Source organism: Pseudomonas lactucae (assembly GCF_036688725.1).
Taxonomy (GTDB): Bacteria; Pseudomonadota; Gammaproteobacteria; order Pseudomonadales; family Pseudomonadaceae; genus Aquipseudomonas; species Aquipseudomonas lactucae.
This window is the reverse complement of the sequence record NZ_JAQQPT010000018.1, coordinates 72793-90125: the sequence shown is the minus strand read 5'-3', so window position 1 is coordinate 90125 and position 17333 is coordinate 72793. Positions and strand designations below refer to the sequence as shown.

Below are 17333 nucleotides of genomic sequence, written 5' to 3'. Positions count from 1 at the left end.
CCATGAGCCAGCCTGCCACCGCGTCCGCGAGCCCGTCGCTGCTGACGGTCAACGACATTGAAGTGATCTACGACGGTGCGATCCTGGCGGTGGCCGGGGTGTCGCTGAACGTGCCCAAGGGCGCTATCGTCGCCTTGCTCGGCGCCAATGGCGCGGGCAAGAGCACTACCCTCAAGGCCATCTCCGGGCTGGTGCGCGCCGAACGCGCCGAGGTCAGCCGGGGCGTGATCGAATACGCCGGTGCGGACCTGGCCGGTGTCGACCCCAGCCAGCGTGTGCGCCAGGGCATGGTGCACGTGCTGGAAGGCCGTCACGTGTTTGGCCAACTGAGCGTGGAAGACAACCTGCGCAGCGGCGGTTTTGTGCGACGCCTGAGCCGCAAGGAGATGGAACAGGACCTGGAGCGCATCTACGCCTGGTTCCCAAGGCTCAAGACCAAGCGCCACACCCGCGCCGGGCTCACCTCCGGCGGCGAGCAGCAGATGGTCGCCATCGGCCGGGCGTTGATGACCCGTCCTACTTTGGTACTGCTCGACGAGCCGTCCATGGGTTTGGCGCCTATGATCGTGCAGGAGATCTTCGCGATCATCGCGCAACTCAACCGCGAACAGCAGGTGAGCTTCCTGATCGCCGAGCAGAACATCAACGTCGCGCTGACCTATGCGTCCCAGGGTTACGTGCTGGATACTGGACGCGTGGCCTTGAGCGGCAGCGCCGCTGAACTGCTGGCGCGGGGGGATCTGCATGATATTTATCTGGGCAAACAGTAAGGGCGAACCTGCATGAGTGAATCCATCCGCAACGCCGATGTGCTGATCATCGGTGGCGGCCTGAGCGGCACGATGCTCGCCGTGCAACTGCTGCGCTTGCCTGGCCGGCGCCGCATCCTGGTGATCGAACCGCGTGCCGAACTGGGCCGGGGCGAGGCCTACAGTGCGGTCGAATTGGGCCACACCCTGAACGGCAACGCGGCGCGCATGAGCGTCGATCCGGACAATGCCGACGACCTGACCCAATGGCTCACCGCCCACATCGGCGCCGGTGGCTGGCCGGAGTCGGACCGGCAGCACGTACCGATCAGCGAACTGTTCCCGCCGCGCGGGCTGTTCGGCTTGTACGCGCAGCAGCGGCTGGCCGAAGCCAGAGCGCTGTCGGCGTCCACGGCGGAGCATGTGCGCGCCGAAGTGATCGACCTGCAAGTGGACGCGGATTCAACCCTGCTGACCCTCGATAACGGCCAGTCACTGCGCGGCGCCGTTGCGGTATTGGCCACCGGCATGTTCCCGGCGGCGCGCACGCCACAAACCGAGTCCAGCGGATTGAACGCGGCGGCGGTGGACCCTTGGGACGTGCAGGCCATGACCCGGCTCGATCCACGGTCGACGGTGCTGATCATCGGCTCGGGGCTGACCATGGTCGATGCCGTGGTGTCCCTGGAACAGGCCGGTCATCGCGGGCCCATCGAGGTGTTTTCACGCCATGGGTTACTGCCCCATGTACGCCGCCAACCGCCGAGCTGGGTGGACTTCCTCGGCGAAGACCACAGCCTGCGCAGCCCTCGGCAGTTGCTGCGCGAAGTGCGCCGGCAATGCCGGATTGCCGTGGAGCAAGGCATTGATTGGCAGGCGCCGCTGGACACGGTGCGCGCGCATATCGGTCGGCTGTGGAGCCAGGCCGGCGAACGTGAAAAGCGCCAGTTCGTACGCCATGTTCGGCCCTGGTGGGAGAGCCATCACCACCGCTCGCCGCCGTTGAGTGCGCAACTGGTGGCGCGCTTGCACGAAGAGGGGCGCTTGCGCATTCGCGCGGCGTCGTTCAAGGGCCTGGCGCCTGCGGGCGAGGGCGTGACAATCCAGTTGCGCTATCGCGGTGAGCAAGCGCTGACCCAGGTGTCGGGCGCGGCGCTGATCAACTCCAGCGGCATCGAATACGACTGGCGCCGCGTGGCCCGGCCGTTACCCCAGCAGTTGCTCAAGCGCGGGCTGATCCAGCCTGGGCCGCTGGCCTTGGGGATTGCGGCGGATGCGTCGGGGGCGGTGCTGGATGCCCAGGGGCGGGTCAGCCAACGACTGTTTGCCATGGGCCCGCCGTTGCGGGGGATTTGGTGGGAGAGCACGGCGGTGACGGATGTGGCGCTTCAGGCCAAGGCCCTGGCTTCAAAGCTGACAGAAATCTAAATGTGGGATCTTCATTTATCTTGAGATTTTCACCAGGCCGGGCTTTAGGCCGAACACCTCAACCCCTTGCGCCGTCGACTGCCCGGTGGTGACTTTCACCCGCTCCACCGGCTTATCCATCGCCTCGCGATACTCCACCGTCATGTCCGCCTGGATCGCTTGGCTCGGCACGACAATCGCCTGTGCATTGTTGTAGGTGACGATGGTCAGCCGTGCGCTCATTCCCAAGCGCACCCGCTGTAACTGCTGGGGCGTAAGCTTGGGAATCGACAGGGTCACCGGAAACTGCGCGCTGCCCTGGCTGTCGCTGGCCACCGCCAACCCACTGACCACACTGACCGAACCGCTCAGCCGTTCGCCATCAAAACCATCCCCCATGACTTCCACCGCCTGGCCCTGATGCAACTGGTTGATGTCCAGTTCCGAGACTTTGGCGACGATTTTCAGCCGTTCGATATTCGCCAGGCCAAACAGTACCTGGCCCTGGCTGACCTTACCGCCGGCCTGGATGGGGGCATTGTTGTCGTTGCCGCCCTGAGAGGCATGATTGCCGGGCGCGGGCACCACGATGCCGGAGAATGGCGCCTTGATTTCCTGGCCTTCGAGCAACCTGCGCAGGGCCTCGTATTTCACCGTGGCGTTGGTCAGTTCCATGTCGGCGATCTGGCGGTATTCGCCCTTGCCTTGGTCGAGAGCCTGTTGCAGTTCACTGCGTGCCGCCACCAAGTCCAACTGTTGCTGTTGGGCCTGTTGCTTGAGGTCGTCCAGTTCATTGCGCGGGATGATGCCGCGCTTGAACAGGTTTTCGCTTTCGGTGAGCTTGCGCTGGGTGTTGCCGGCGCTCATTTCGGCGGTGCGCAGGCTGCGGCGTGCGCGGCTGACGGCGGGGCTGCTGTCCCAGTCCTGCATCTCTTGCACGGCGCGCCGGGCCTTGAGCTGGGCGGAGAGGGCGTCGCGCAATTGCACTTCAAGGGTGGCGGGGTCCATGCGCAGCAGCACCTGGCCGGCTTCGACCCGTTGGCCTTGCTCGACCAGGTTGGCCTGCACATTGCCGTCGAAGGGGGCGGTGAGGGTGAGGGTGGTGTCGGGCTCGATCTTGCCCACCAGGCCGATCTGGTGCACCAGCGCATCGGGCTGCACCGCCAGCCATTGCTCGGCCGCCGCCGCCGGGCCTTCAGCGGGGCTGCGCAGGGCCAGCCCGGCGCCGGCCACCAGCAGGATCAACACAGCGCCCAGCAGGCGTTTTCGATTAGTAGTCATTGAGGGCGATTTCCCAACTTTCCAGCGTCATGCCCAGGGTCAGGTCGAGCTGGGTCTGGGCGTTCAGGTAAGCGATCAGCGCATTGAGCTGCGCGTTTTCGGCGTTGCGCAGGTCGGTCTCGAAACTCAGCACCTGGAAGTTGGTGGAGCGTCCGGCGCTGAGTTTTTCCCGTTCGATCTCGATCTTGCGCCGCGACAACTCCACCGCGCGCTGGGAGATCTCATACTGGCGCCAGCGCGTGCCGAGGTCGCGCACCACGTCATTGACGCTGCGTTCCAGCGCCTGGCGGGCATCGGTGATGCGGATCTGCTGATCCTCCACATTCACCCGCGCACGCACTTCGGCCTGGCGCGTGCTGATGTCGCCGATGGGGATTTGCACCTGCACGCCGGCGTAGCTGTCCCAGGTGCGATTGTTGCTGCTGCCGGCGTCGTTAGTGTAGTTGTCACGTATCTGGTTCGCGCCGGCGACGAGGTCGACTTGCCAGCGCCCGGAGTCCTTGGCGATCACCAGGTTGAGGTCGGCCTGTTGGCTGCCGAGCAGGGCGGCGAGGTATTCCGGTTGCTGGGTTTGCGCCAGGTTGAAGGCCTGGCGCTTGTCGATCTGCATGGGCTTGGCTTCCAGGGCTTCGGTGGCGCGAATCGGCGTGGACAAGTCCAGGGCCAGCAGGCGCAGCAGGGCCAGGCGGTTGGTGTCCAGTTGGTTCTGCGCTTCCTCCACGCCCAGTTGTTGGGTGGCGATGTCGGCTTCGGTCTGCACGATCTCGAACTCGGCCATGCGTCCGGCGCTGATCAGGGCCTTGTTCACATCGAGCAAGGTGTTGGAACGCTGGAGGGCGTCCTGCACGATGCTCAATTGCTCCTGGGCGCGCAGCAACTCGCGGTAGGTGGCGATGATCTGGCTGATGGTCTGGGCCACGGTGGCCTTGAGGTTCAAGCGGTTGGCCTGTTCCGACAGGCGCGACAGGCGCAGCGGTGCAGTGGCGGCGTCCCAGCCGGCGCCGCGCAGCAGGGGCTGGATAATCGCCAGGTCGAGGCCGTCGCTGCGGTAGCGGCCGGCGCGGTCGGCGTTGTTCAACTGTTGGGTCCAGGCCATGCTCAGGCGCGTGCCGTACTCGCCGAGCAGGCTGCTGGACGGTGCCAGGTTGGCGTTGCGTGCGCTGTCCTGGGAGCCGCGTGTGCCGCGGTAATAACTGTTGAGGGTCAGTTTGGGGTTGAACGCATCTTCGGCGACACGCAGGTCGAACTTCTGCGCCACCCGTTGCAGGTACGCACTGCGGATCGCCGGGTTGTTGCGCAGGCCCAGGTACACCGCATCGCCCAGGGTCAGGCTGGTGACTTGGGCGTTCAGCGATACGCTGCGCGTGGTGCTCGGCGCCGACGGCCGGATGACGATGTCGGCCGCCATGCCGGGCAGGCTGACCAGCGTCAGCAATACCAGCCATTTATTCATCGCGCAGGGCCTCCACCGGTTGCAGGCGCGAGGCCGAGACTGCCGGGTAGATGCCAAAGAACAGACCCACCAACAAGGTACTGCCCACTCCCAGGGGCAGGGCGGCGACGGCCAGGTCGAACGTCCAGCCTGACAGCCAGGCATAGAGCCAGGCGGCGGTCATGCCGAGCACCGCGCCGCACAGCGCGCCGACAGCGGTGAGGGTCACGGCTTCGATCAGGAACAGGTTACGGATATCCCGCCGGCGCGCGCCCAGGGCCATGCGGATGCCGATCTCACGCCGGCGCTCCGAGACGTTCATCAGCATCACGTTCATCACCCCCACACCGCCGCCCACCAGGGAGATCGCGCCCAGGGCCAGCAGCAAATAGGCGAAGGTGCGACTTTGCCGGGTCATGCCGTCGATCATTTGCTGCGGCACCTGGATGTCGACATCGTGTTCAGTGAGTTGGCGTTGCAAGGCACCGGCGGCGGCTTTGGCAAGGCGCTCCATGTCCAGGCCTGGCGCGGCGCGGATGATCACATTGCTGATCTGCGGCGTGGCGTAGATGCGGCGCATGCCTTCGGCGGGAATGAACAGCGATTCGTTGGCCTGCACCGGCATCAGCATCGCCCGTGGCTGACTGCGCAGGATGCCCACGATCAGGAACAGGTAGTCGTTGATGCGCACGCGGTCGCCCAGTTGCACGGGATCGCCCGGTGCGCCGAGGGCCTGAGCGATCTGGTCACCGATCACGCCATAGGTGTCGTTGGCGTCGAAGCTCGACAGGAAGCGCCCCTGTTGCATAACCAGGCGCATCGCCGGCTGAATGCCCGGCGTGCTGCCGACAACGTTGGCATTGACGCTGCGGCCATGGAACACGATGGGGCCGCTGAACAGCGTCAGGGCGCCGATATGTGCGATGCCCGGCACCGCCTGGCGCACCGCTTGCAGATCGAGCTGGGGGCGCATCGGCAGGTTGGCGCCGCCCTTGGGCGGGAACTGGACGACCAGGGTGTCGGTGCCCATGTCCTTGAAAATCGCTGCGGCATCCACCGCCGCGTTATGCCCGATATTGATCAGCGCCACCACCGAGGAACTGCCGATCACAATGCCGAGCAGCGCCAGGACCGAGCGCTTGCCCAAGGTGCGCAGGCTGATGAAGGCTTCATGCAGCAGTTGACTCAGGCTTTGTTCGACCCGCGGGCTCATGGGCGCTGCGCCTCGTGCACCACGCCATTGCGCACCAGGATCTTGCGCGCCAGGCGCTCGGCGATGTGCGGGTCGTGGGTGACGATGATCAACGTGACTTGTTGCTCGCGGTTCAGCGCCAGCAGCAGGTCCATGATGTCCTGGGCGGTCGTGCTGTCGAGGTTGCCGGTAGGTTCGTCGGCCAGGATTACCGAAGGATTGCCGACCAAGGCGCGCGCAATCGCCACGCGTTGGCGCTGGCCGCCGGAGAGGTCGGCGGGGCGATGGTGGGCGCGCTCGGTCAGGCCCACCTGTTCGAGCATGCGCAGGGCCCGCTCCACCGACTCATGACGCGACACGCCGCGATAGCTCAAGGGCAGGGCAACGTTATCCAGGGCGCTCAGACGCGGCAGCAGGTTGAAGCTCTGGAACACGAAACCGATCTGCTGGTTGCGAATGGCGGCCAGTTCGTCGGGGCTGGCGTTGAAAATATCGTGGCCGGCGAAGTGGTATTGGCCGTCGTTGGGCAGGTCCAGCAGACCGAGGATATTGAGCAGGGTACTTTTGCCGGAACCGGAGGCGCCGAGAATGCCGCAGCTGTCACCGCTGGCGATGGACAGGCACACGTCATTGAGAATGGTCAGTTCTTGCCCGGCGAGCCGATAGCGCTTGCCGATGCCTTGCAGGGAGATCAAGCCTGGGTATGCGCGGGTATCGGTCATCATGACTACGCCTGCAGTCTCGACGTTGCCCTCATGCACCCGGTAAAGCCTTGTAACAAGTTCGGGAGCTATCTGGTACGCGTCTCGGACTGGTTTTATTTCTTGTTTTTAAAATATTGTTTGAATACTAACCGCGTTATCGGCGCTCCGCCAGCCATGGATGTAGAGCGTTTTTACCCTTTGAAATGATTTTGCTAGGCAGGTGAACGCGCCCTCGAAAACCTCCAGTCGACTGCTGAGACGCCCGTACGTCGAGGCTTTCGCTCATATGGCGGAGTGTCACTACTTGCTTTAACCGAGCCGCCCCGGTATAAAAAATCAAATTATTTTTTAAAACAATATTTCCGCCGTGGAACCCTTATGGTCGCGAAGAAACTCAGCGCTCCAAACGTTACCAAGACTCGCTTGCTGGATGCGACAGAGGCCCTTTTCATCAAGTATGGGTACGACGCCGTGCTGTTGCGGCAGATTACCGAGCGCGCCCAAGTCAACCTGGCCGCCGTGAACTACCACTTCGGGGACAAGGATTCCCTGATGAAAACCCTGCTGATGCAGCGCCTGGAGCCGCTCAACGAGCAGCGCCTGGAGCTGCTGGCGCGTTGCGAAGCCGAAGCCGACGGCCCGCTGGATTGCGACACGTTGTTGGGCGTGCTGTTCGCCCCGGCCATGGGCCTGGAACGCAGCGACCCGGCGAGTGGGGAAGGGCGTTCATTCATCCGTTTTCTCGGCCGCGTGTACAGCGACACCTCGCCGTTTATCCAGGAATACCTCAAGGTGCATTACCAGCCGGTGTTCCAGCGCTTCTTCGAAGCCTTCGCCCTGGCCTTGCCGGACCTGCCACGCAATGAGCTGGGCGTGCGCCTGCAATTTGCCCTCAAGGCGATTTCCGGGGTGATGGCCGGTACCGAACTGCGCCTGCTCATGAACTCCATGAGCCTGGGTCGCCCGGCCACGGACGCCGAGGTCATGGCCAAGCTGATCACCCTGGTGTCGGCGGCGATTCGCGTGCCGCAGCAGAGCCCCGAAGCGCAAACCGCGTTGGCCAAGGTGCTTGATACCCAGCGGGCTATTCGTGAGCAAGCCGTGGCACCCACCGCCAAGGCGTCGCGCTAACTCGAATCCAAGGCAAAAAAAAGCCCGCTGGGGCGGCGGGCTTGATATGCAACATTTGTAACGGATGAGGCTTCACCTTACGGATGGGGATGTGAATAAAGCGTGAAAAATATGTAAGAGAAAGTGTGAATTACACGGTGTCTCTTATTTGCGCGTGCGTAAGGCATTTTTCCGGCGGATACCATCCGTCCGCACTGTCAATTCTGACAGGTACCACGTCTCTCCATTTGTTGTTTGATCAGCTCTGGCGCGTGCTTTGTTCGCATGCGGTTCAACACGGAGCTCAATCATGTCAACTCACCCTACCGATGCCGCACTCAAGTCAATCAACCACGCTGCCAGCCACGCTGTTGCCAGGCTTCAGCCCGTAGTAAGAAAGCCCGCCGAGCCAAAGGAATCGGCCACTCGACCCGGTGTCATGATTCTGGAAGACTTGGATTCTCCCTCTACATCCCCGCGCCAGGTCGTGCCTGTAGAGGGTGCGAATTACGGCTTGGGCATCCGTCATCTTGAAGAAGGGCTGGATTTCGTCTTTGAACGCTGGTCGAGCCCCGTCAGCGTCGGCGACGAGTACCGATTGTGGATGAACGACGTCATTGTCGCCAACGACTTCGTGAAGGTTGGCGAAGAGGGTGATCAACGTTTCTATTTGAATGTTCCCCGAACAACTGTTGAGTTGGGTTTCGTCCGTGATGTGTACGGTGAAGTCTTGAGAGTCGGTTCGGTAAATCCGAGCACCTCTGTTCCTCAAATGGTATTTATCAAAGACACCCGTCCAGGCGGAGCTGATGATCGTCCTCAGGAGCAGTGGCACTCCAAGCTGATTCTGACGTTGTCAGATACGCTGATTGGCGCTGGTATGGATGTCACCGCCACGATCAAGGCATGGGAGCACATGCGGGTTAACGATCTGGTGATGTTCTCTTGGGGCCCAGAGCGGTTTGACGTGCCACCGATCACCGACGATCAGGTCGGGAAGGACCTGACTTTTACGATTGACAAAACGTTCATAGAGAAGGTCGGCAGCGGCAGTTATGTCGTGCAGTTCTACCTGTACGACGAGGTGCGAAATCGTTCCGGTGAGGTGCAGCCCTGGTGTAAACCGGTGCCGGTTCAGGTGGACCTGGACCTGAGGTTGCTGCAGCAACCGATCATCGTTGAAGCCGATGAGGCCACCGGGGTACTGGACGCTGATGCACTGGGGCAGGACCCTGCGACGGTGTTGGTGGAGGTGCCGTTCAGGAGCCCTAATTTCGTAGTGGGAGACTCTATTCTGCTTACCGTTTCCGGTACCACGCCGGATGGGAAATTTGTCAGTGAGTCGTTAGAGCTGTCAGTGGACAAGATCCCGAAATACTACGAATTTCCCGTCCGCAACGAATTGGTCAGGTCGCTGATCCAGAGCACCCTGACCGCTTTTTATGTGCGGCGAAGAACCAATGCGAATGACCTGCCCTCCAGAAAAAACACCGTGCAGGTCGGCGGCACGCGTTACGAATTGCCACGGCCGCTGGTGCGCGAAGCGAAGGGGCCATTCATTGAACCGGACTTGACGCGCATTACCGTGGAAATGCCGGACTACCAACCGCCAGGCAGTACGGCGGACCTGCTGACAGTCAACATTCTGGGGTCTCATCCGGATAATACTCAGGAACTGGTCAGTTCACGGAAGCTGGCCGGTTCACATGTACGCACCCGAGACTTTCTGAATGCCGAATACATGCGCTTTGATGGGCTGCGTGATACCAATGTCCATTACATCGTCACCGGCGCGACCGGCATCCGGGAGTCGGATCGCCGATACGTACAGATAGGGCGCCCGTCCCAAACCTTGATGCCGCCGACTATCCATGAAGCGATCAATGGCAATGTCGACCCAGCCACTGTCGGCAGTGTGGGCACCCTTGAGCTGCGTGCGCAGTTTCAGGCAGGGGACAAGCTGACCGTGCATTACCTGGGGTCTCTCAGCGGAAAACAGGAATTCTATTACGACTTGTTCGTGGCGGCCGATAAGCTGCTGATAGACATTCCTCTTGAATTGTTTACCGACAATCTGGACGGAACGCTTACCGTGCTTTTCTGGATTGATCGTTACGGTGTCTTTGAATATTCCCGGGACCTGGTGGTGACGGTCGGCACCGCGCTGGGCGAATTGTTCCCGCCGCGGGTGTTGCAAGCCACTCAGGATCCGGATGAGCTGGACCCGGCGCTGGCCTGGCCGGGAGGGGCGACCGTCCGGGTCCGCTATGAACACATAAAAATTCGCGACAAAGTCGAGGTGTTCTGGACGGGGCTTCCAGGGCTCGGCACCCACAGTGAAATCAAGGAGGACCAGGTCGGTGACTTTATCGACTTTACGATCCCGACCGACGTCATTGGCTTTAACATCCATCCGGACGGCCGTGATGTTGAAGTGTCTTTCAACGTGATTCGCAACGGTTTCTCAACCCCATCACCGGTACTGGTCCTGCGCTTGCTGACCTTGTCAGACCTGCCTGGCCCATTGATCGACAGTATCGGTGACAACGCGGTGCTCGAAATTCCATTGCTTGAGGATTTCGACGAAACCCGCGTCGCTCCCTGGATGTATGCAGACAAGGGGCAGCGCATGTGGTTGCATTATCAGGGCACGCGCAACACTGGGGCCCCTTACGATAATTATGTGTACAGGGGCCGCGAGATTGACGACAGCGAGGTCACCAACGGCATCACCAGTGAAACGCCGGTGCTCGCGTTGCGTAACCTGGAAGATTTTTCTGATTTGTCTATCAGTTTTCTGACCACGTTCGACCACAGTGGCGACCTTCTCAACGCCGTGCCGTTCAATGTCCGTCATCATATCGTCCAGAAGGAAAAAAACACCTACCCGCATCCGGAAATCAAAGATTCCACGCCACCCACCGGGCCTGAGGTGTCGATCGACCCGCTGGTAGTGGAGAATAAATGCCAGGTGCTGGTCAAGTATCCCAACATGAACGTTGGAGGCACCGACAAGATCGAGTTACGCTGGATTCGTCCTGATGGCTCCATGCCCTACATTAGTCCTCAGGACGGCCTTGATGGCGGGACGGTGACCTTCAATATCAGCAACGATATTCTGGCCTTGAGCGTGAACAGCACCATCACCCTGCAGTACCGGGTGGAGTTGGGCAGGGGCGGAATGGCCTGCTCCGAAGAGCAAACGGTGAAGGTCGGTACGATTGCCGCAGCCAATTTGCCGAGGGCGTTGATCAATAACATCGCCAATGGCGGCACGCTCAACCCGCCAAACCTGACCGCCAATGCAAATGTCTCCGCGCAGAAATGGCGCTTGAGCATGAAGGGGCAACGCGTCTGGCTGAGAGTCTCCAGCCCGGGTCTCGCGACTCAGGTTTTGCTGGATGCGCACGCGTTGACGCCCGTTGAACAGGCTAATGGTCTGGCAAACATACCGCTCTCGCGTGCGTGGTTACTGGGTGTGCCCAATAACGGCAGTGTCACGGTTTCGCTGAAGGTGGCATTTGACGGCAGCGAGGACGAGGCCCGCGCGATCAGTTTCCCCAGCACCGTATATACCGTACGGCTGACCAGCCCGTTGGTCTTTGATACGAGCGCCGTCTCCCTGAATGGACGTACTTACCTAATACCTGGAAGTCCGAATGTCTTGCCGGCGTTTCACTCCGGTAACTCTATTCGCCGAACGGCATCCGGAGGCACACTGGATTACAGCTACTCTTCGAGTAACACTGGCGTTGCAGTCGTGGACAGCAGTGGGTATGTCACGGTGAGAGGCAACGGGGCGGCGATGATTACCGTACGCGACTCCTCTGTACCGGCGCAAACGAGGAGCTATTACGTGTATGTCGGCGGTGTCGTGCTGTGTTATGGCCTGGGGGCGGGGTTCAAGACCGACATTAATGCGCGGGCTGCAAGTCAAGGCTTGCGCGTGGCTTCCCTGGGTGAGTTGCGCGAGTTAAGCGCCGCTTATGGTTACAGTTGGCCCATGGGGAATGGGCAATACTGGTCCAGTACCTGGTCCCATAACTTCCTGTTTTTCGATTACTGGTGGACGAGAAATATCAATACGGGGGCGGAGGCTGTCTACAAACAGTGGGTAGGTAGCTCACTCTTGGGGGTGGGGCTCAGATAAGGGCATCATTGGCCAATGAACGGGACAACCTGTTGTTTAAGAAGGCTGTCCCGTTTTTTTACGTATGTATTCAGATCCTCCAGTACCTGGACGTCTTGACCAGCCTCTGGCGCATGCCTTCGATGTTTTCCTTCAATTGCTGGGTCAGCAGCCGATACCCATCCAGCGTATCACTGACGGGCGCTGCTGACGCCAATTGAGGCGGCGACACTTCACTGGAGCGCTCAAGACGCTGTGTCAGCCCTGATTTCAACGCCCGCGCCATCCCCACCAATTGCACCCGAATTTGCCGATGCTCGGCCTTCAACATCACCTGCATGCGCGCCATCGCCTGCGCATCGCGCGGGTCCGGGCGGGTATTGCCGAGAATTTCCAGGGTACTGATGCACAGGCGCAAGTGCCGTTGGATCGCGTCCAGTTCGGTCATGGAGATCCGCACTTCCTTGGACACCGACGGCATCAGCGAGCGCAGTTGCACCATCGCGGCATTCAGCCGGTTGAGCAGCTTGAGGTGTTCGTCGTCGGTAACCGACTGGCCGCTGATGATGCGGCTGTAGATCTCCGCGCAGTCACGCAAGGCGCTGGCCAGGTTGTAGCGCCACGAGTACACGGCGTACAGCGGCAGGGCGAAGGAAAACGCCAGGGCCAGCACGATGCCGATCAGGATATCCACGGTGCGCCACAAGCCATCCGAGATCGGATTGTCACCGTGGCCGGCGACGATAAACACCGTGATCGCCGACAGCAGCGCGATGTAGCCGCCCTTGCCGATGGCGTGATAGGAAAAGAACCCGCAGACCACCGACATCAACAAATAGGTCAGCAGGGGCAGGCCGAAGTAGGCCTGCTGCACCACCAGCAACAAACCGACACTGGCGCCGATCAAGGTGCCGTAGGCGCGCTCCACGGCCTTTTTGCCGATATTGCCGTGGTGCTGCAAGCCGCCGATGACGATCAGCATGGTCACCGAAGCCCATTCGCCATGGGGCAGGTTGATGCCGGTGGTCAGCAGGATCGTCGCCAGCAAGCCGATGGACACGCGCACGGCGTGGATCAGCTTGGCATGGCGATAGCGGCGGTACGGGTCGAGCAGCGGGCGCAACAGGCGCCTGGCGAAGAGTGGCAGATTCATCAGTACTAAAGTGGCCTCGGTTCAGGAGATGTACACAATCCAAATGTGGGAGGCATTGTGCTTAGAAGATGTAATCGGTGGTCAAAAAGCTCGAATCGCGGTTGCGCAGAATCTCGCTGACCAGTGCCTTGTTGCTCTCCTGGAACTTGGTCGCTACCAGTGTGCGGATCGAGAACACGCGCAGCGCGTCATGCACCGACAGCGTACCCTCGGCCGAGTTCTTGCGCCCGTTGAACGGGAAGGTATCCGGCCCGCGCTGGCACTGGGCGTTGATATTGATGCGGCCGACCTGGTTGGCGAAGGTATCCACCAGGCGCCCGACTTCCACGGCGTTGGTGCCGAAAATACTCAGCTGCTGGCCGAAATCCGAGTCGAGCACGTAATCGATCACCGTCTCCAGGTCACGGTAGGGCACGATCGGCACCACCGGACCGAATTGCTCCTCATGGTACACACGCATCCGCGGGTTCACCGGGTACAGCACCGCCGGGTAGAAGAACGAGCCCCGGCTGCTGCCGCCGTCGGCATTGACCACCTTGGCGCCATGCCGCGCCGCATCGGCCACCAGCTCGTTGAGGTAATCGACCTTGCCCACCTCCGGCAACGGCGTCAGTGCCACACCGTCCTCCCAAGGCATGCCGGGCTTGAGCGACGCCAGCTTGGCGTTGAATTTCTCGATAAAAGGGGCGACCACATCCTCGTGCACAAACAGGATCTTCAACGCGGTGCAGCGCTGGCCATTGAAGGACAGCGAGCCGGTGAGCGCTTCGCTGACAGCATTGTCCAGGTCCACCTCGGGCAATACGATGCCGGGGTTTTTCGCATCCAGGCCCAGCGCGGCGCGCAAGCGGTGCGGCTTGGGGTGCAGCTTTTTCAGGTCGCTGGCGGCCTTGTTGGTGCCAATGAACGCAAAGATATCGATCTTGCCGCTGGCCATCAGTGCGCTGACGGTTTCGCGACCGCTGCCGTAGATCACGTTGATCACCCCGGCCGGGAAGCTGTCGCGAAACGCCTCCAGCAAGGGGCGAATCAGCAGCACGCCGAGCTTGGCCGGCTTGAACACCACGGTGTTGCCCATGATCAGCGCCGGGATCAGCGTGGTGAACGTTTCGTTGAGCGGGTAGTTGTAAGGGCCCATGCACAGTGCCACGCCCAGCGGCACGCGGCGGATCTGGCCGAGGGTGTCCTGTTCCAGCTCGAAGCGGCTGCTGCGACGGTCCAGTTCCTTGAGGGCGTTGATGGTGTCGGTGATGTAGTCGCAGGTGCGGTCGAATTCTTTTTGCGAGTCCTTGAGGTTCTTGCCGATCTCCCACATCAGCAGCTTGACCACCGCGTCGCGTTGTTCGCGCATGCGCCGTAGGAACGCTTCGACGTGCTGGATGCGCTCGACCACGCGCAGGGTCGGCCAGGCGCCCTGGCCACGGTTGTAGGCACGCACGGCGGCGTCAAGGGCGGTGAGGGCGGTGTCGGCATCCAGCAGCGGCGTGCTGCCGATCACCACGCGCTGGTCACCCAGTTGCACCGGGCTCTGCACCTGGGCCAATGGGCCGTTCCAGACCTGCAACTGCCCATCGACCAGGTAATCACGTTGTTCAATCGGGGCTTCGAGGCGAAATTGCTCGGGAATATCGGCCTCGACGGTGGGAAACAGCTGGGCGAGCAGGTTACTGGTGGTCATGTCGCTACCCCTGAAATAGTTGCAAAGCATGACTAAAGAGTCACCCATCCCAGTGCTCTATGGCAAGGCTTGCGCGCTTTCTCCTACGCACGGTGGCGTGCGCCGGGTAAACTGCGCGCCTTTCTTGAAGGAGTTCACATGAGTCAGTACCAGCCGGGCATTCTTGCCGCACCGGTGCCTTTGCAGGCACGCCATCTGTTTTTTGCCGTGGATACGCTGGCAGCCGTGCCCGCTGCGCTGGACGCGCTGGTACAGATGACGGATTCGTCGGCGGTGGTCGGTTTGGGTGAGCCGCTGGTACACGCCCTGGGCGCGCACATTGACGGCCTGCGCGCCTTCCCGGCGCTCAGCGCTCCGGGCGCCCATAACCCGTCGACCCAGCAGGCGCTGTGGGTGTGGTTGCATGGCGTGGATCGCGGTGAACTGCTGTTGCGCAGCCGCGCCGTGGAAAAGGCCCTGGCCCCGGCGTTTCGCCTGGTGCAGTCGACCGAAGGCTTCCGCTACAAGACCGGTTTTGACCTCACCGACTACGAAGACGGCACCGAAAACCCCCACGACGACGCCGCCGTCGAGGCCGCCACCACCGACAGCGGCGCCAGCTTCGCCGCGATCCAGCAGTGGCAGCACGACCTGGATGGCTTCGCCGCGTTGCCCGCCCAGGAGCGCGACCACATCATCGGTCGCCGCCATGGCGACAACGAAGAGCTGGAAGACGCCCCCGAATCCGCACATACCAAACGCACCGCGCAGGAGAGTTTCACGCCCGAAGCCTTCGTGGTGCGCCGCTCCATGCCGTGGGCCGAGAACGGTCAGGCGGGCTTGATGTTCCTCGCTTTCGGCCATTCCTTCGATGCCTTCGAAGCGCAACTGCGCCGTATGAGTGGGCTGGAAGACGGGATTGTGGATGGCTTGTATCGCATCAGTACGCCGCTGACCGGGGGGTACTACTGGTGTCCGCCGGTCATCGAGGGGCGTCTGGACCTCAGTGCCCTGGCAAATATGAAATTGTCGTCAGCCGGATGATCGCCGGCTGAAATAAATCTGCGTTGGCCTTAATCTGGCGGCCTTTTCACCCGAGCGGATTACTCATGTCTTCAGTTGCCGATGGGCTGCCCCTCAGTAAACGCCTGCCTGCGGTGATCGCGATTTCCCTGGGGATCGGCATGGCGACCCTGGACACGGCCATCGTCAACACCGCATTGCCGACCCTGGCCGAGGGCATTGGCACCGATTCGGCCTCGGTGATCTGGGTGGTCAATGCCTACCAGCTGGCGATCATCGCCACGGTGCTGCCGTTCGCCTCGCTGAGCGATGTGTGGGGGCATCGGCGTGTGTACCTCGGCGGGTTGCTGCTGTTTATCGTCTCGTCGCTGTTGTGCGGGCTGGCCGGTTCGCTGGTCACGCTCACCGCCGCCCGGGTGGCGCAGGGATTGGGTGCGGCGGCGATCATGAGCGTGAATACGGCGTTGCTGCGGCATATCTACCCGTCGAAGATGCTCGGGCGTGGGCTGGGCTATAACTCGCTGGTGGTGGGGCTGGCCTTTACGCTGGGGCCGACGGCGGCGTCGGCGATTCTGTCGGTGGCGACCTGGCACTGGCTGTACCTGATCAATGTGCCGCTGGGGCTGTTGGCCCTGGCGCTGGGCCTGCGCTCATTGCCGACCCTGCCGATGACCGGGCATGCGTTTGACCGCCTGGCCGCCTTGCTGTGTGCCGGGCTGTTCGCCCTGCTGGTGCTGGGCCTGGGCACGGCAGTGCACGGCGCCCAAGGCCTGCTGACGCTGGGCCTGGTCTTCGTCGCCCTGGTGTGCGGTGCGTTGTTGCTGCGCCGCCAGGCCGGACACCCGGCACCGATGCTGGCCCTGGACCTGTTCAAGCGCCCGGTGTTTGCGTTGTCGTCCGTGACCGCGATCTGCGCCTTCAGTGCCCAGGGCCTGGCCTTTGTGTCGTTGCCCTTCCTGTTACAGGCGCGGCTTGGCCATAGCCAGGTGGAAACCGGTTTTCTGATGACGCCCTGGCCGGCGGTGGTCGCCGTGATGGCGCTGGTTGCCGGACGCCTGGCGGACCGCGTGTCCCTGGGTTTGCTGTGTGGCCTCGGTTTGTTGATGCTCAGTGTGGGCATGGCCGCGTTGGCGACATTGGACGCGGGTGCATCAACGTTCGATATCGGCTGGCGCATGGCCTTGTGCGGTGCCGGTTTCGGTTTCTTTCAGTCCCCCAATTTAAAGGCCTTGATGACCAGCGCACCGTTGGCGCGCAGCGGTGGTGCCAGTGGCATTGTGGCCATATCGCGGTTGTTGGGGCAGACGCTGGGGGCGTCGCTGGTCGCGTTGTGTTTCCACTTGTCGATGAGCAGCGGTCCGCATGCAGCGCTGTGGCTGGGCTGTATGTTTGCACTGGTGGGCAGTGTGGCCAGCGGTTTGCGTTTGCTGCCCTACGGGAAAAAGTCGTGATGGGACGTTGTAAAATCGGGCGCGGAAGGGCTACCGTGGCGACCT

The 17333-nt window shown here is 61.8% G+C and carries 12 protein-coding genes; 6 read left to right on the top strand and 6 right to left on the bottom strand.

Annotated elements, in window-relative coordinates; all coding sequences use genetic code 11:
* Window positions 1–2 precede the first annotated feature (2 nt).
* Complete coding sequence (locus V6M90_RS20705) at window positions 3–770, top strand: ABC transporter ATP-binding protein (RefSeq protein WP_003174750.1); 768 nt, start codon at window positions 3–5, stop codon at window positions 768–770.
* 12 nt (window positions 771–782) lie between these two features.
* The gene (locus V6M90_RS20700) at window positions 783–2177 is read left to right on the top strand and encodes an FAD/NAD(P)-binding protein (protein WP_332847068.1); all 1395 of its coding nucleotides are present in this window, start codon (window positions 783–785) and stop codon (window positions 2175–2177) included.
* A 15-nt stretch (window positions 2178–2192) separates the two neighbouring features.
* Here V6M90_RS20700 and V6M90_RS20695 read toward each other — a convergent pair whose 3' ends face one another.
* From V6M90_RS20695 to V6M90_RS20680, 4 genes are read right to left on the bottom strand one after another with little or no spacing between them, the layout of a single operon-like run.
* Window positions 2193–3437, bottom strand: coding sequence for an efflux RND transporter periplasmic adaptor subunit (locus tag V6M90_RS20695; protein ID WP_141064422.1), 1245 nt, complete (start codon window positions 3435–3437; stop codon window positions 2193–2195).
* The gene (locus V6M90_RS20690) at window positions 3427–4890 is read right to left on the bottom strand and encodes a TolC family protein (protein ID WP_332847067.1); all 1464 of its coding nucleotides are present in this window, start codon (window positions 4888–4890) and stop codon (window positions 3427–3429) included. The genes V6M90_RS20695 and V6M90_RS20690 overlap by 11 nt, the downstream gene beginning before the upstream one ends.
* Entirely contained in the window at window positions 4883–6082 is a 1200-nt protein-coding gene (locus V6M90_RS20685) for an ABC transporter permease (protein WP_332847066.1), read from the bottom strand. The genes V6M90_RS20690 and V6M90_RS20685 overlap by 8 nt, the downstream gene beginning before the upstream one ends.
* The gene (locus V6M90_RS20680) at window positions 6079–6786 is read right to left on the bottom strand and encodes an ABC transporter ATP-binding protein (protein WP_141064419.1); all 708 of its coding nucleotides are present in this window, start codon (window positions 6784–6786) and stop codon (window positions 6079–6081) included. The genes V6M90_RS20685 and V6M90_RS20680 overlap by 4 nt, the downstream gene beginning before the upstream one ends.
* Before the next feature lie 357 nt (window positions 6787–7143).
* On the opposite strand from V6M90_RS20680, the gene V6M90_RS20675 reads away from it, so the two are divergent.
* Together V6M90_RS20675 and V6M90_RS20670 are read left to right on the top strand one after the other, a co-directional pair.
* Complete coding sequence (locus V6M90_RS20675; protein WP_003174744.1) at window positions 7144–7896, top strand: TetR/AcrR family transcriptional regulator; 753 nt, start codon at window positions 7144–7146, stop codon at window positions 7894–7896.
* Window positions 7897–8185: 289 nt separating this feature from the next.
* Window positions 8186–12025 carry a hypothetical protein gene (locus tag V6M90_RS20670; protein ID WP_332847065.1) on the top strand — a complete coding sequence of 1280 codons (3840 nt, stop codon included), beginning with the start codon at window positions 8186–8188 and terminating at the stop codon, window positions 12023–12025.
* Between the two features lie 70 nt (window positions 12026–12095).
* Here the strand turns inward: V6M90_RS20670 and V6M90_RS20665 are convergent, their stop codons facing one another.
* Both V6M90_RS20665 and V6M90_RS20660 read right to left on the bottom strand, forming a co-directional pair.
* Entirely contained in the window at window positions 12096–13157 is a 1062-nt protein-coding gene (locus V6M90_RS20665) for an FUSC family protein (protein ID WP_332847064.1), read from the bottom strand.
* A 61-nt stretch (window positions 13158–13218) separates the two neighbouring features.
* Window positions 13219–14835 (bottom strand): NADP-dependent glyceraldehyde-3-phosphate dehydrogenase, encoded by a 1617-nt coding sequence (locus V6M90_RS20660; protein WP_003174741.1) that lies wholly within the window; start codon window positions 14833–14835, stop codon window positions 13219–13221.
* A gap of 138 nt (window positions 14836–14973) precedes the next feature.
* Between V6M90_RS20660 and V6M90_RS20655 the strand changes: the two genes are divergently transcribed.
* Together V6M90_RS20655 and V6M90_RS20650 are read left to right on the top strand one after the other, a co-directional pair.
* Window positions 14974–15858 carry a Dyp-type peroxidase gene (locus V6M90_RS20655; protein ID WP_003174740.1) on the top strand — a complete coding sequence of 295 codons (885 nt, stop codon included), beginning with the start codon at window positions 14974–14976 and terminating at the stop codon, window positions 15856–15858.
* 65 nt (window positions 15859–15923) lie between these two features.
* Window positions 15924–17288 (top strand): MFS transporter, encoded by a 1365-nt coding sequence (locus V6M90_RS20650; protein WP_305427410.1) that lies wholly within the window; start codon window positions 15924–15926, stop codon window positions 17286–17288.
* Window positions 17289–17333 lie beyond the last annotated feature (45 nt).